General features: G+C 63.0%; 13 protein-coding genes and 2 pseudogenes. 5 read left to right on the top strand and 10 right to left on the bottom strand.

What is annotated here, in order from left to right:
• The 6 genes and pseudogenes from K3555_RS21940 to K3555_RS21920 form a co-directional block, all read right to left on the bottom strand.
• Positions 1-324: a ferric iron reductase gene (locus K3555_RS21940; RefSeq protein WP_260008855.1), complete on the bottom strand. Its 324-nt coding sequence runs from the start codon at positions 322-324 to the stop codon at positions 1-3.
• 22 nt (positions 325-346) lie between these two features.
• The gene (locus K3555_RS21935; protein WP_260008825.1) at positions 347-604 is read right to left on the bottom strand and encodes an IucA/IucC family protein; all 258 of its coding nucleotides are present in this window, start codon (positions 602-604) and stop codon (positions 347-349) included.
• Positions 605-788: 184 nt separating this feature from the next.
• Positions 789-1,184, bottom strand: coding sequence for an IucA/IucC family protein (locus K3555_RS21930; RefSeq protein ID WP_260008823.1), 396 nt, complete (start codon positions 1,182-1,184; stop codon positions 789-791).
• Positions 1,171-1,704 (bottom strand): ferric iron reductase, encoded by a 534-nt coding sequence (locus tag K3555_RS21925; RefSeq protein WP_260008822.1) that lies wholly within the window; start codon positions 1,702-1,704, stop codon positions 1,171-1,173. Before K3555_RS21925 ends, K3555_RS21930 begins: the two co-directional genes overlap by 14 nt.
• Positions 1,705-1,761: 57 nt before the next feature.
• Positions 1,762-1,854, bottom strand: a pseudogene (locus tag K3555_RS25065) (IucA/IucC family protein); the annotation flags it as partial.
• 402 nt (positions 1,855-2,256) lie between these two features.
• Positions 2,257-4,242, bottom strand: coding sequence for a TonB-dependent siderophore receptor (locus K3555_RS21920; protein WP_260008821.1), 1,986 nt, complete (start codon positions 4,240-4,242; stop codon positions 2,257-2,259).
• Between the two features lie 80 nt (positions 4,243-4,322).
• Between K3555_RS21920 and K3555_RS25060 the strand changes: the two are divergent.
• The 4 genes and pseudogenes from K3555_RS25060 (at position 4,323) to K3555_RS21900 (ending at position 7,897) form a co-directional block, all read left to right on the top strand.
• A pseudogene (locus K3555_RS25060) lies at positions 4,323-5,220 on the top strand (siderophore ABC transporter substrate-binding protein).
• Between the two features lie 52 nt (positions 5,221-5,272).
• On the top strand, positions 5,273-6,205 hold the full coding sequence (locus tag K3555_RS21910; protein WP_260008854.1) for an ABC transporter permease: 933 nt from the start codon (positions 5,273-5,275) through the stop codon (positions 6,203-6,205).
• Positions 6,198-7,142, top strand: a complete 945-nt coding sequence (locus K3555_RS21905) for an iron chelate uptake ABC transporter family permease subunit (RefSeq protein ID WP_260008820.1) — start codon at positions 6,198-6,200, stop codon at positions 7,140-7,142. Before K3555_RS21910 ends, K3555_RS21905 begins: the two co-directional genes overlap by 8 nt.
• A complete protein-coding gene (locus tag K3555_RS21900) occupies positions 7,139-7,897 on the top strand; it encodes an ABC transporter ATP-binding protein (protein WP_260008819.1) in 759 nt (252 codons plus the stop codon). Before K3555_RS21905 ends, K3555_RS21900 begins: the two co-directional genes overlap by 4 nt.
• An 80-nt stretch (positions 7,898-7,977) precedes the next feature.
• Here K3555_RS21900 and K3555_RS21895 read toward each other — a convergent pair whose 3' ends face one another.
• Together K3555_RS21895 and K3555_RS21890 are read right to left on the bottom strand one after the other, a co-directional pair.
• A complete protein-coding gene (locus tag K3555_RS21895) occupies positions 7,978-10,365 on the bottom strand; it encodes a transketolase (RefSeq protein WP_260008818.1) in 2,388 nt (795 codons plus the stop codon).
• A gap of 10 nt (positions 10,366-10,375) precedes the next feature.
• A complete protein-coding gene (locus tag K3555_RS21890; RefSeq protein WP_260008817.1) occupies positions 10,376-11,578 on the bottom strand; it encodes a methionine gamma-lyase in 1,203 nt (400 codons plus the stop codon).
• Positions 11,579-11,692: 114 nt separating this feature from the next.
• Here K3555_RS21890 and K3555_RS21885 point away from each other — a divergent pair, with 114 nt between their 5' ends.
• Positions 11,693-12,151, top strand: a complete 459-nt coding sequence (locus K3555_RS21885; RefSeq protein ID WP_260008816.1) for an Lrp/AsnC family transcriptional regulator — start codon at positions 11,693-11,695, stop codon at positions 12,149-12,151.
• A gap of 64 nt (positions 12,152-12,215) precedes the next feature.
• Here K3555_RS21885 and K3555_RS21880 read toward each other — a convergent pair whose 3' ends face one another.
• Both K3555_RS21880 and K3555_RS21875 read right to left on the bottom strand, forming a co-directional pair.
• Entirely contained in the window at positions 12,216-13,595 is a 1,380-nt protein-coding gene (locus tag K3555_RS21880) for a PLP-dependent aminotransferase family protein (RefSeq protein ID WP_260008815.1), read from the bottom strand.
• Positions 13,596-13,658: 63 nt separating this feature from the next.
• Entirely contained in the window at positions 13,659-15,050 is a 1,392-nt protein-coding gene (locus K3555_RS21875; protein WP_409201704.1) for an aspartate kinase, read from the bottom strand.
• Positions 15,051-15,106: the final 56 nt, after the last annotated feature.

Raw genomic sequence — 15,106 nt, 5'->3', positions numbered from 1 at the left:
TCACGGGCGGTTTCCGGCGGGATGCCTGTCCTGCATCCCGTGCTCGGACGCATAGCAATCCAGCCGGGTGCGCACCCGGCGCCAGAAAGCGGTCTCTGCCAGGCCGTAGCGGCGCTGCAGCAGGTCGGAGAGGTCGGAGAGGTTGAAGACAAACAGCGTGTCCATCACCAGCCAGCGCAGTTCCTCGGGGCTGGACATCCGGTGGCATTGGTCCAGTGCTGGGGCCGCATATACCGGGCCGATTTGCGACAGATCCGGGCAGAGGTCAGGGCGCGGCAGCAACTCTTGCACGTATTCGAGGCTTTCGTGGAAATCGCGGGCGATCAGGCCGGTGGGCCAGCCGTTTTCATACTGCAGGATCAGGTTCTGGCCGTGTGCCTCGATCCCAGGGGGCGATCAGGGGCGTGCCGCCGGGTTCGGTCAGCGCGAGGCCGTTCATCGGCATCATGCTGTCTTCGGGCAAGCCGAGGGACTGCGGGCTGCGGCGCCAGATCGCGGCCAGATGCCCGTCGAGCGCAGTGCCGCGGCCCGCGGTGATGGCGGCGTGTTCCGGCAGGAAGGTCAGCGGGTAGCGGCTGGTGAACAACGGGGCGCTGTCCAGCACATCCGCCAGCCACCCGGATATGGCGGGGCGATGGCGACCGATTCCGGCACGAGGGTGCGCAGGGCAGGGGTGTTGCGCATCATCATCGCGGTTTTCACATGGGCGCGGGCGGGGGTGTCGGCGTTCGTCCCGGCCCAGCTCCTGTTCCCAGAAGTTTTTGCAGGGCAGCACCTGCTGCACCAAATCATGGAGGAACAGTACGCCGGTCAGCGCGGAAGGTTGCGCCGCCCTCTGGTCCGTAGGCGAGATGGTCGGCGTCCGAAAACCCGCTGCGGGCCTTGTAGCAGGGGTGATAGGGGTGGCCTTCGTGCAGGGCGGTTTCCAATGCTGAGATACTTAGCCAGTGCCGCCGGGCTGCCGCCGGAACATGCAGCGCAGTCAGATCGCTGAGGTGTTCGGTGTGGCAGAAGTCGGTGCGCAGAATCTCCATTGCGGGAGAGGGGTCCGCCACTGCTGTCAGGACGTCCTCGGTCATAGCGGGGCGCCAATTGCTGCCGCCCTCGCACAAGAGCGCCTCGCACAACTGGCGCAGCACACTGGGGGCAGCGCTGGCGCGGTTCAATGGCTCATGCAGGGACATCGGCAAGCTCCGGCGCGGGCTGCGGCTGGGCTGCCGCGATGGGGTTCCGCATCTGCAGGAACATCCCCTCCTGCGCGGCGGCCTCCAGCGCGTCAATATTGTGGACGCGGGTCAGCAGGTTGGCTTTGGCGGCCAGCGACGGAGCGGTCAGCAAGTAGCGGGCAAACTCTGCCGCAGCACCGGTAATCCGGCTGGCTGCGGCAGTCAGACGGCGGTGCAGCTGCAAGAGCAGTGCGGTTTCCTGGGTCAGCCCGTCGCAGCCCAGACGGTGGATCACCGCAAAGATCTGGTTCACCACCAGGTAATAGGCCAATCGTTCGTTGATGTGGCCGCGCGGGCAGACCAGCGCTGGTTGGCCCGCCAGCGACGGCTCCAGCGCGCTGAGGCTGGGAAGGGCGTCGCGGGTGATGAAATAGCCCTGATTGTCACGGAAATAGGCGTAGGACGGCAGGCCGGTACTGAGGTCCAACAGGCTGTTCTGCTGAAACGCCCCGGTGATGCCGGGGATCTGATGGACCATGTCCGTGGCGGCCCCTTGTGCGGCGCCCTTCGAGACGATGCTCTTGTCGGCAGCAAAGAAGGTGAGCGGAAACCGGCTTGCGTATTCGGGAGCGTATGCCGCCTGCTGCCAGCCGGTCAGCCCGTCGTGGCTTTTGGGAGTGGGGTGCAGCCAGTGGCCGTAGGAAAGCGCCTGCTCAGCTGTCAGAAAGCTGTCCGGGCCGGGCGTGCCGGCCTTGCGGCGCAGGACCTTTTAGATTTCGGCGTTGCTGTTGAAGACGCCGCGCAGGAACTCTGGCAGCTTACCGGGATCGCGGGCGTTCAGATGTGCAAAGCATTCAGGTCAACCGGGTCTGTTTCGACGTGAACTGGCGGGATAGCTGGCTGCTGAGCGGCACCGGCGGACAGCGCGATGCCTGGTGTGACGTTGAATTCACACCACTCTCATTAATCGGATTCCGGTGGGCGGGGAAGCGGGTTTTCCAAAAATACGAAGGGTTTACAGTATCCGGCAGAAGACCGCGCATGGCAATAATCCGAAACGGGGGCGCCAAGACAGGCGCCCCCGAGCGGATCAGAACTTGAGCGTGGCAACAACCGAGATATTGCGGCCCGGCTCCTTGATCGTGTTGATCGATGCGGCAGTGTATTCGGTGCCATAGGTCGCGCGGTCGGCGTACTGCGTGTCGAACACGTTATCGATGGCCGCCCGGATGGTGACATTGCCAAGGGACGGCGGGCTGTATTCGGCAAAGAGGTTCAGAACCTGATAGCTTTCCTGCTTTTGAGTGTAAGTTTCATAGACGCCATTGTCGTTGGACAAGGCGGCCTCGACGCTGCCGCCGACCAGCAGGTTCATGGTTGGGATTTCCTGCTGCACCTCAAACGCCAGCACTTTGCCGATCGGGGTGCCCGAATCGACGACAAAGAAGCTCTCGGCCGGCTGGCCGTTGAATTCGATGTCGCTGCTGTTCATGGTGAAGCGGGCAAAGCCGCTGTCCCAGCCATAGGTGGCGGCCAGATTGAAGCCTTTGCTTTCAAAGTCGTTGCCGACGACAGCACCGGTCCGGGTAACACCGCGGAGGTTGCCGATGCTGGTCTTGAACAGCTCGCCGCCCAGGGTCCAGTTGCCGCGCTGCCAGTCGGCGGCGACGATGATGTTTTTTGCGCGGGAGGACTGCAGGACAGAATAGTCCCGGGCCTGGTAGAACAAGAAGTTGTCCTCGAGATCATAACCGCCAAAGACGTTGGAGTATCCCGCTCGCAGTGACAGGGAGCCGGTCAGGTCATAGACCAGCGACAGGTTTCCGCTTGCGCCGGAGGTGGAGCCGGTGAAGGCGGTGCCGGTCTGGGCGAAATCCTGGCCAGTGAAATCCTGCCAGTCATAGCGCAGGCCGGCAGAAACGCTAAGGCGGTCGGTGGGTTCAAGCCGAGCCTGGGCAAAGACGCCCAGGTTCTTGCTTTCCTCGCCGGTCAGCCCGTTGACCCAGGTAGCATTCACCGTGCTTTCGCGGACCTGATAATCCACGCCGGCCGTGATGGTGTTGCTGTCCGACAGGTGAAAATCGTTTTTCAGCGTCAGCGCGTAGGTGCTGGAGCTGGTGGATGTTGAATCGCCGAACGGGTCCGACGGGCGGTCAACGTTGATTTCAGAGAAACCAAAGGTCGCAGACGGGTCCCAGAGACCGGTTTCATTCCCGCTTTCATAGCGCAGCGAGGCAATGCGGCGTTTGGTGAAATAGGGGGCAAAGCCGCGGGTGCTGGAACCGAAGTTGGGCTGGAAGTTGCGGATTTCGTTATCCTGCGCCTCTTGCAGCGACAGCTCGATCCGGTCGCCCTGATCACCCTCATAGGCGAATTTCAACAGGCCCGCAGTCAGGTTTGCCGCAGAACCTGTCACCTCGTTGCCGTCGCCGTCCTCGTAATTGTCGCCGGTTGCGCGTTTGGCATAGCCAAGGATTTCAAAACCGCCGCTGCGGCCTGCCAGGGTCAGCGAACCCTGGGCGGTGCTGCCATTGCTGGAATAGGACAGGCGGGACCGGCCGCCGAAGGTCTCGCCGTCTTCGATAATGTCTTCGGCGTCGATGGTTTCCATCACCACCCGGCCCGCCAGCGCGCGGGGGCCTGCGTCAGCAGGGGCAACGCCGGGATCGACGCGCACCGATTTCATCAGGCCAGGGTCAAAGGCGTTGGCGCTGACGTGGTGGAAGGTGCGGTTGTTCTGGCTGACGCCGTCCACCTGCACCGCAAGGTTCAGCATGTCGACGCCGTTGACAAAGATTTTCTGCGCAATCGGAATGCCGCCGCCGACCGAGACCGAGGCGATTCCGGCAAAGAGATCCTTGAGGTCGCCCATCGCGGCGCGTTCGATCTCGGCGTCGGCCACATAGATCGATGTTGCGCGGTCGGCGGCGTTGCCTGCGGGATCGCGCTGTTTGACGATGATCGGATCCAGCGACAGGACCTCGTCGTCCGCAGCAAAGGCGGCGGGGGCAGAGATAAGAGTCAGAGCGGTGCTGCACAGCAGCCCTGACAGGCGGATGTTGGAAGTTCGTGCCATGATAAACCCGTGTTCTAAGAGCTGTTAGCTTGGGTCAAATCCTGGCTGGCCTTGCAAAGGCTGGGGCCTGATAGGGAGCAATTCCAGCGGCTGCATCAATTGCTGTTGCCCTGGCCGGTGCAGCGCAGGCGCAAAGCATTGCCGTTGACACCGCGCGCGGCGCGGTCGAGCTGCCTGGAATTCCACAGAAAATCGTCGTTCTGGATGCCGCGGCGGCGGACACATTAGAGGCCCTGCAGGTGCCAATCGCCGGTGTCCCGTCCAAACTGTATGTCAGCTACCTGCAGGATCTGCAGGACAGGGCCGTGCCGGTGGGCACCCTGTTTGAACCGGATTTTGAAGCCATTGCCATGCTGGCGCCTGATCTGATCGTGGCGGGCGGGCGGGCGGTCCTCGGTGCAGGTTGAGGCGCTGGCCGGGATCGCACCGGCCATCGACATGACAATATGGGGCGAAGACCACGTTGCCCAATCGCTGGCGCGGCTGCGCAGCTATGGCCGCCTGACCGGGCAGGAGGCGCGGGCGGCGGATCTGGAAGCGGCCTTCACCGCCAAACTGGAACACACCCGCACCGCCGTTGGTGGCCGCGGCAATGCAATGATCCTAATGACCAACGGCCCCAAAGTGTCTGTCTATGGTGCCGGGTCACGGTTCGGCTGGCTGCACACCGCACTGGACCTGCCGGAGGCGGTGGAAAGCGTCGCAGCACAGACCCACGGCGAGGCTGTTTCCTTTGAGTTCATCGCCGCGGCCAACCCGGACTGGCTGATTGTCATCGACCGTGCCGCAGCGATTGGCCAGGGCAATCAGGCAGCCGCGGTCACCCTGGACAATGCGCTGGTTGCGGGCACCACAGCCTGGCGCCGGCAGCAGGTGGTCTATCTGAATGCGGCCAACGTCTATATTGCGGGCGGCGGCATCCAGTCAATGACGGCGGCGCTGGAGGAGGTTCTGGCGGGGTTTGCAGCTGGTGGCTGATCCTGCCGCCCTGGATAGCCGCGGCGCCGGGGGCCGGAAAACTCTGGTTCTGATGGGGCTGGCGTTGGGTCTGCTCGCTGCCGTCAGCCTGTTTGTGGGGGTCAACCGGCTGAGCCCGGGGGCAGTGCTGAGCGATCCGCAGGCGTTGCAGCTGCTGGCGGTCAGCCGTATTCCCCGCACCGCTGCGGTACTGCTGACCGGCGCGTCGATGGCGGTGGCGGGTGTGATCATGCAACTGCTGGTGCGCAATAAATTCGTCGAGCCCGGCACCACCGGCACCAATGAAGCCGCCATGCTGGGACTGCTGGCGGTGACGCTGCTGGCGCCCTCGATGTCCCTGTTCGGCAAGATGCTGGCAGCCTCGGCTGCGGCCTTGGCGGGCACCGCCCTGTTCATCCTGCTGGCCCGCCGCATTCCGCCCGAGCGGCCATTGCTGATCCCGCTGGCCGGGTTGGTTTACGGCGGGGTGCTGACGGCATGCGCAACCTTCATCGCCATTCAAACCGACCTGCTGCAATATCTTGGCATTTGGATGAGCGGCGAGTTTTCCGGCGTGCTGGCGGGACGGTATGAACTGCTGTGGCTGGCGGGCGGGCTGGCGGTGCTGTCCTATTTTGCCGCCGATCAGTTCACCATTGCGGGGCTGGGCCGGAATGTCAGCCTGAACCTTGGGCTGCGCTACGGGCAGGTGCTGGGGTTCGGTATTGTTACCGTATCGCTGGTGTCGGCGCTGGTGATCGTGACCGTCGGGATGCTGCCCTTCATCGGGCTGGTGGTGCCCAATCTGGTTTCACGCATCATGGGTGACAACCTGCGCGCCAGCCTGCCGGTGGTGGCCGGAACCGGGGCGGGGCTGCTGCTGCTGTGCGATATCCTGGGGCGGCTGCTGCGTTACCCGTATGAGATCCCAGCCGGCACTGTTTTCGGCATCTTCGGCGCTGCAGTGTTTCTGTATATGCTGCTAGGGCGGCGGGCGCATGGCTAACCGGCGGATCCTGGGCCTGAGCTGTCTGCTGGCAGCGGCGGCCGCGCTGTTCCTGTTCTGGGGCCTGCGCGGGCCGGTGGCCTATATCCTGGAATTGCGGCTTGTCAAGCTGGCGGGGCTGCTGTCGGTTGGGGCCGCCGTCGGGGTGGCAACGGTGCTGTTGCAGACGATCAGCCGCAACCGCATTCTGACTCCCGCCTTCATGGGGTTCGACGCGCTGTTCCTGCTGCTGCAGACCGGGCTGGTTGCAGGTTTGGGGATTGCCGGCAGCAGCCAGATCCCGGCCCTTGCCGGATTCCTGCTGGACGCCGCCGTCATGATGGGCGTGGCGCTGGTCCTGTTCACCAGCGTGCTGCACCGCACCCGCCACGACATTCAGCTGATGGTGCTGACCGGCGTGGTTCTGGGGCTGATGTTCCGGACCATTACGGTCTTTCTCCAGCGGCTGATGGATCCGTCCGAATTTTCAGTCGTGCAGGCCAGGATGTTCGCGCAGTTTGGCAGTTTCGACCGCGAGGCCATGGTAATGGCCCTGGGGCTGATGATGCTGGCCTTTTGGTGGGTTTGGCGCAATCACGCGGTTCTGGATGTGGCCGCCCTAGGCCGGGACACGGCACGCAGTCTGGGAGTGGGTCATGACCGGTTGCAGCTGAAGGTGCTCTGCATCATTGCCGCACTGGTTTCGGTGTCGACGGCGCTGGCGGGGCCGGTTGCCTTTCTGGGGCTGCTGGTAACCAGCCTGGCGCACAGCCTGATGCGGACCCACCGCCATGCGCTGCTGCTGCCGGCGGCGGCGCTGATTTCCACGCTGATCCTGGTGGCGGGCCAGACCGTGTTCGAGCGCATCCTGATGCTGCAATCCACCCTGGCCGTTGTCATCGAGTTTTGCGGCGGCCTGTTGTTCATGTTCTTGCTGGCAAAGGGAAAAATCCGGTGATCAAAGTAACCGGCCTCAGCTATGGCTATGGCGCGAAACCCATCCTTGACGGGATTGATGCAGAAATCCCCGCAGGCCGGATCACTGCCCTGATCGGCCCCAATGGCGCAGGCAAGTCAACCTTGTTAAACCTGATCGCGCAGCAACTGGTCCCCAGACGGGGCCGCATCAGCCTGGACGGTGAAGACGCGGCCCGGATTGTCCCCGGCCAGCTGGCCCGCAAGTTGGCGGTTGTGGCCCAGACCCTGACCGTGGCCAGCCGGGTCCGGGTCAAGGATCTGATCGGCTTTGGCCGCTGGCCCCACAGCCAGGGGCGGCTGACGGAAGCGGATCACGCCGCCATCGGGGACGCGATTGAGCTGTTCGGCCTTGCCCCGCTGCAGCAGCGGTTCCTGGATGAGCTGTCGGGCGGGCAGCGCCAGCGGGCCTTTATCGCCATGGCCTATGCCCAGGACACCGACTGGCTGCTGCTGGATGAGCCGTTGAACAATCTGGACCTGCACCACGCCCGCAACCTGATGTCGCAGCTGCGCCGCCTGGCCGAAAAGCGCGGCAAGGGCATTGTGATCGTTGTGCATGACCTCAATTATGCCATCAGCTGGTCCGATCACGTTGTGGCGCTGAAGGGCGGGCGGATCGCTTTTCAAGGCCCGGTGGATGAGGCTGCCAGCGCCGCCAGCCTGACAGCGCTGTATCAGACGCCGGTGGTCCTGACCCGGATCAGCGGCCTGCCGTTTGCGCATTACCACCGCTAGCGGCGGATGCAGGCAGGGCGGTGGGCCGGTTGGACGGGTTTAGCCAAAAACCCGCCCGGTATCGGTCTGTTTGACCGGCGTCAACCGTGGCTGACCGGCATCAGCGCCGCCTTGCGGCCCGCGGTAAGACCGTCAATGGAATTGACAATTGCCTGCCGGTCGATCCGGAAATGGCGGGACAGATCCCCGATTGTCCCGGTCTGGCCGAAATGCTCCACCCCGTGCGGGACCGTCCTGTGCCCGGCCACGGCGCCAAGCCAGGCGAGGGTTGCCGGATGGCCGTCGATCACGGTGACCAGGGTGCAATGCGCAGGCAAATCCTGCAGCAACTGTTCGATATGCGACACCGCCGCCGGATTGCCGCGGGCGCGCTCCCGCTGGGCGGCGGTCCAGCCAGCATTCAAACGGTCCGCCGAGGTGACGGCCAGTACGCCGATATCGCGCCGCACGCCGCCGATCATGCCGGCGGCGGCAATCGCCTCATCCGCAACCGCGCCCTGATAGGCAATCACAACCGAGCAATTTGGGCCGGGCTTGCGCAGCCAATAGGCACCGTCGATGGCGCCTTGGCGGAAATCCTCATCGGCGCGTTTGCCCGGCTGCTCCAGCGGTTTTGTGGAAAGGCGCAGATAGACCGAACCGCCGGTCTCATCCCTAAGCCAGGTCCGTTCATCCGGGTCGCCGCTGCCATCCCGCTGCAAATAGCCAAAGGCCCATTCCATGATCACCGCCAGCTCATCGGCAAAGGCGGGTTCAAAGGCCGCCAGCCCGTCCTGGCTCATCCCGATCAGCGGGGTGCTGATGGATTGATGGGCGCCGCCCTCGGGCGCCAGGGTCACACCGGATGGGGTGCCCGCGATCATGAACCGCGCGTCCTGGTAACAGGCATAGTTCAGCGCATCAAGACCGCGGCAGACAAAGGGATCATAGACCGTGCCGACCGGGATCACCCGCTTGCCCCACAGGCTGTGCGCCAGCCCCGCCGCGCCCAGCAGCAGGAACAGGTTCATCTCGGCAATGCCCAGCTCCAGATGCTGGCCCTCGGGGGCAAAGTTCCATTTGGCGGTGGAGGGAATGCGGTGCTCGATGAATGCATCCGCCTGCGCCTTGCGGGCAAACAGTTTGCGCCGGTTCACCCATGGCCCCAGCCCGGTGGTGCCGGTCACATCCGGCGAGGTGGTCATGATCCGTGCCGCCAGTTCGCTGTCCCCGCGCGCCAGCGCATCCATGATTTTGCCAAAGGCCATCTGGGTCGAGATTTCGCGGGATGTGTCCAAGGCCACGGATGGCACCGCCAGCGGCGCCTCGGCATACCGGCGCGGGCCCTGGGCAAAAAATGGCACTTGGCCCAGAAAGGCCTGCAGCGCCGGTACATCCGCAACGGTGGCAAAAGGATCCCATTCCTGGCCTTCGGGCACCCCCATATGGGATTGCCAGTCCGCCATCTGGGCCTTGGTCATCAGCCCGCCGTGGTTATCCTTGTGGCCGGCAATCGGCGTGCCCCAGCCCTTAATCGTATAGGCCAGAAAACAGACCGGGCGGTCGTGGCCGATGGCAGCAAACGCATCCGCCATGGTCTCGACGCAGTTGCCGCCAAGGTTCTCCATCAGCGCCGCCAGCTCCGCATCATTGCGGCGGTCTATCAGCGCTGTGACCGCGCCCTGATCGCCCAAGTCATCCAGCAGCCGCTGGCGCCAGACCGCACCGCCCATATAGGTCAGCGCCGAGTATTCCTGGTTCGGGCAGGCGTCGATCCAGGCGCGCAGGGCTTCTCCGCCCGGTTCTTCAAACGCGGCACGCTGCAGCGCCCCGTATTTGACCTTCACAACGTCCCAGCCGAAGGCATCAAAGATCTTCTCGATCCGCTCAAACAGCCCTTCGCGCACGATCCCGTCCAGCGACTGGCGGTTGTAGTCGATGATCCACCAGGTGTTGCGCAGGCCGTTCTTCCAGCCCTCCTGCAGTACCTCGTAGATGTTGCCCTCATCCAGTTCGGCATCACCGACCAGGGCCACCATGCGCCCCAGCCGGGTTTCCGCGCCCCAGTCCTTGGCTTCGATGAAATCCTGCACCATCGAGGCCAGCGCGGTGATGCCGACACCCAGCCCCACAGACCCGGTGGAGAAATCCACATCGTCAATGTCCTTGGTGCGGCTGGGATAGCTTTGCACGCCGCCGAAGCCGCGGAAATTCTCCATCTTTTCGCGGGTCTGATTGCCCATCAGATACTGCATCGCATGAAAGACGGGCGAGGCATGCGGTTTCACCGCCACCCGGTCTTGCGGTTTCAACGCCGAGAAATACAACGCCGTCATGATTGACACCATCGAGGCGGAGGAGGCCTGATGCCCGCCCACCTTGATCCCGTCCGGATTGGGGCGGATGTGGTTGGCGTTGTGGATCATCCAATGCGACAGCCACAACAGCCGCTGTTCAACGGTCTTCAGATGGGTCAGATCCGGGCGCATGGCGGTCTCCTTATTCGGCGGCGTGCTGCAACGGGGCGGGCAGGGCCTGTTCCAGATCCGCCAGGATGTCCTCGACCTCCTCCAGCCCGATGGACAGCCGGATCAGCCCGTCGCTGATGCCATGTTCGGCGCGCTCTTCCGGCGTATAGGTCGAATGGGTCATCGAAGCAGGGTGCTGGATCAGGGTCTCGGCATCGCCCAGCGACACCGCACGCTGGATCATCTGCAGACCGTTCATCAAGGCGATGCCGCCGGCCAGCCCGCCTTCGACCTCAAAGGCGATCATCGCGCCGGGCTGGTCCATCTGGCGTTCCGCAATGTCATGCTGCGGGAAGCTTTTGAGGCCTGGGAAGTGCATCGTGCGGACGGCCGGATGGGCGGCAAGGAAGTCTGCCACCACCCTGGCCGAAGCGCAGTGGCGGTCCATCCGCAGGTTCAGCGTCTTCAGCCCGCGCAGGACCAGCATCGCATTGAACGGCGCCATCACCGCACCGGTCATGTCTTTCATGCCAACCAGCCGGATTTCGGCGATCTGCTCGGCGCGGCCCGCAACCAGCCCGGCAACCACATCACCATGGCCGCCAAGGTATTTGGTGGCGGAATGCAGCACGATGTCGGCGCCCAGCTCAATCGGGCGGGTCAGATACGGGGTGGAATAGGTGTTGTCGACCACCAGCCGGGCGCCCGCGGCATGGGTGATTTCCGCCGCCGCGGCGATATCCACCAGCCGCATGTTAGGATTGGCCGGCGTTTCAAAGTAGACCACCCGCGTCTTGCCGGAGACCGCCGCGCGCAGGTTTTCCATGTCAGTCATATCCACATGGGTGATGGTCACGCCCCATTTCGCCAGCCCGTGGCGCATGAAGGCAAAGGTGCAGCCATAAAGCGTCTTGTCGACGATGATCTCGTCCCCTGGCGACAGCAGCGTCCACAGTACCGCGGTCACCGCCCCCATGCCGCTGGCCAGCGCCAGCCCTGCCTCGGCTCCTTCCAGCGTGGCGATGCGCTGTTCCAGCAAATCGCAGGTCGGGTTTGAGATGCGGCTGTAAATATGGCCTGCGCGTTCTCCTGCAAACATTTCGCCGCCCGCCTCGGCAGTCTCAAACGCAAAGGTCGAGGTAAGGTGCAGCGGCGGCGTCAACGCACCCTCGTGGTCCTGCGGGTCATAGGCGTGGTGAATGGCGCGGGTGGCAAAGCCGTTGGGGCGGGTCATGACTGTCTCCTCAATCTGATTTCAGCCATAATACGCCCTATGTTGTGGCAACTGATTGCGAACTATGCTTCAATTGGTGTGAATATTGGCAGATACTGCCAATGCGGGGGCAACATGGACAACAAGGACAGACAAATCATCCGCGCCCTGCAGCAGGACGGGCGGATGACCAACCAGGAACTTGCCGACGCGGTCAGCCTGTCCCCGTCGCCGTGCCTGCGGCGGGTCCGGAACCTGGAGGCCAAGGGGGTTATCCGCGGCTACAGCGCCGATGCGGATGCTGCGGCCTGCGGGCTGGCGATTACGGTTTTTGTCCGCATCCGGCTGGAACGGCATAACGAAACCGACGTCCAGAATTTCGAACGGCGGATGCAAATGATCGAGGAGGTGCTGGAATGCCACGTGCTGACCGGGGCGATGGACTATCAGCTGCGCGTACTGGTGCCGGACCTGGAAGCCTATGAAAATTTCATCCGCCACCGCATTCACCCGATTGGCGGCATTGCATCGATCGACACCAGTTTTGTCTACGGCACCGTGAAACGCACCGCTGTCTTCCCCCTGCCTGAATGAGACCGGACCTTTTTTGTTCCCGCCGCCAAGCGCAAAGCAATGGGCCTGGCCCTAAGGGCAACCGCTAAAACGCAAGCTGCGGCAAGCTGTGCGGGTTCAGCTTCAAAAGGGCGGCAATCAGCTCCAGGCCTTTGCGGAAACGGGTCTCATCCTGAACCGCGCCTAGCGAAATCCGCACTGCGCCCGGTGAACCTGTACCCGGGGGCAGAAAAGGCACGTCAGGCGTAACGGCTATGTGCATCTGGCGCGCATATTGCAGAAAATCGCCGGAACCCCATCCCTCAGGCAGCGGCAACCACAGATGCAGTGCTGCAGGGTGCCCTGTCCAGGGTATGCCATTCAATACTCCGCAAACAATGCGGTAGCGGCTTTTCAATGCTTTCCTCTGCCAGCCTGCAATCTCCAGCGCTGTGCCGTCCGATACCCAGCAGCCGGCCAGTTCCTGCATTAAGGGCGTTCCCGCCCCTCCGAAACTTAACAAGCGGCCGGTCAGGGAAGGGAGCAAATGGCTTGGCGCAGCCATGTATCCGGCCTGCAGCCCGGGCATCAGGCAGGTGCTGAGGGCAGACATATAGACGGAACGCTCTGGAACCAGCGCTGACACCGGCGGCGGGCGATCCTCTGCCACAGGGCCAAGCGGATCATCTTCAATGATGTAGAGATCATGGCCATCCGCAATCCGGGACAGCTCCCTGCGCCGGTCTTCGGGCATCATAACCGGCACCGGGTTTGCCAATGATGGCAGCAAACACAGGACTTTAGCGCCGGACGTCCGGCAGGCTTCCTCCAATGCATCCGGCAGAATGCCAGATGAGTCCGCTTTCAGTCCCGAAAGTTTCAAACCCAAATAGGAGCAACCGGAAACGAGCAGATTATGCGTGATACTGTCTGACAAAACGGTGTCGCCGGGACGGGTCAGCGCAGACAGAGCAACAGACATTCCGTGGCTGCCGCCGTTTGTCACCAGAATCTGTTCCGGGGCGGCAGCAAGACCGCAGGCCGCCAGCCACTTTGCCCCTGCCGCGCGACGGCCACCGTGCCCGGAGCTGAAACCGCAATCCTGCAGGGCCGAGGGGGTCAGTTCCGCCGTAAGCTTCTGCAATGACAGCTGAAACCGCCTGCTGTGCTCTTGGTTGCGGATGGGGCGGGAGGTGGAGAAATCAAACCCTTCTTCAATTGGAGTCCTTTGCGGAGCCGCGTGTGGCCCGGGACCGCTGACATAGCTGCCCCGGCCAACCTGTCCGTCAATCAGGTTCTGCTTGCGCAGGCTGTCGTAGGCTTTGCTTACGGTGTGAACGCTCAAACCAAGCCGGTCTGCCATTTTGCGATGCGGCGGCAGCCGGGATCCGGCGGGGAGTTTCTCCGTCAGTATGGCCTGCTCAATCGCAACTGCCAGGCTGGCATGCAAAGGCGAATGAAGCGTTTCGGGATCAGGATACCACATTGCCGTTCCTCAATCCTGGCCGCAGGGTCAAAGCAAAGGGGCGCCACAGGCCCGGCTGCCTGTTCACGCCGCTTTTACTTTTGCAGCCTGGCCGGTTCCCGCAATGAGAGCCCTGTGCAAAACCGTGACCGCAGTTTCCGCTGATGTCCGTGGCACTGCAAATTGAACATCGACATTGCGCGGTGTCTGATGCGCAGCGATCACCCCGACACCCGCTTGGTCAAAGGCTGCAAGCCCGCGGCGAAGCACCTGCACCCCGGACAGGTCGCGTCCAATGGCCGAAACGATGGACAACGCCCGCGTGCTGACCTGGGCGGACGGATAGGCGCGTTCCAGATCATTCACCACACGGCGCACTGTCTTCAGCGAAGCCTCGACATAGTGGGTGATGGTATTGGCGTTCGAGCTTTTGGAAACGATCCGGACGTTGTGGCGGCACAGGGCCTCCAGTACCGTGGCATCATAGCCTTTGACGCCGACCATATCCTGCTCGAACAGTTCCAGCGCAACCACATCAAGGCTGGTCACGATTTCAACGGCTGCGGTTTTGGAAGGCTGGCCGTCGATGAGGGTGCCGGGATCGGAAGGCTCAAAGGCATTGGTGATGCGCAGAGCCACTTTTGACTGACGCAGGATCTTGGCAGCATTCGGGTGAATGGCCTCCATCCCCATATTCGAAAGCTGGTCGGCGACATCGTAATTCGTGTGCCCCAGTTTGCGCACAGCTTTCGTGCCCACCAGTGCCGGATCCGCGGATGACAGGTGGAACTCCTTGTGGATGATCGCCTCTTTCGCCTGGGTGTATGCCGCGATGGTGGAAAATGTGACTTCGGAATACCCGCGGTCATATTCGCGCATCAGCCCTTCGCGGCACTGCGCGTAGCCGGTGACCACAGGCAATTCCGATGCCAGGTCAAGAGTGCCAAGGCCGCCGCTGATCCGTTCCTCAAGCGAGCATTCCCTGTCATCGCGCCAGCCGCTGAGGTCGATAAACCGGGCATTCACACCGGCGCGCTGCAGCATCAGCGTTGTCACAAAGGCGGAATGCGCCTCGCCCAGCCCGGACAGCAGCTCGCGCACCAGCATCATCTGGCTCGACAGACGGAAATGGCCGTAGGAGCATAGGCGCTGCAGGTCGAACAAGCAGCTGCGGGCTCCTTCGATGCGGTCGCGCACGAAATCCTCCGCCAGCGCCCGGTCGGCCGGATTGTCCAGGACGCCATTGTGGACCCTGGCCATCGCTTCACCCACGCGGCTCAGCGCATCAAGCCAGCCATGATCGTTGTCGTCGTTGGCAAACAGGGCATAGACGCCAGGTTCACCGGATTTCTTATGCTCCAGCAACAGGTTGGTGATCCCGCCAAAAGCGGAGACAACAAAAATCCGGTGATAGAGCGCGCCACCGCAACGGTCAGCAATGATCAAAGTGTCGCGCAATTCCCGGATGCGGGACATCGACGTGCCGCCGATCTTCTCGACGGTGTGTTCGGGGAAATTCACTGTCTATCCCC

The sequence above is a fragment of the Leisingera sp. M527 genome (assembly GCF_025141525.1).
GTDB lineage: Bacteria > Pseudomonadota > Alphaproteobacteria > Rhodobacterales > Rhodobacteraceae > Leisingera.
This window is presented reverse-complemented; position numbering and strand designations above follow the sequence as displayed.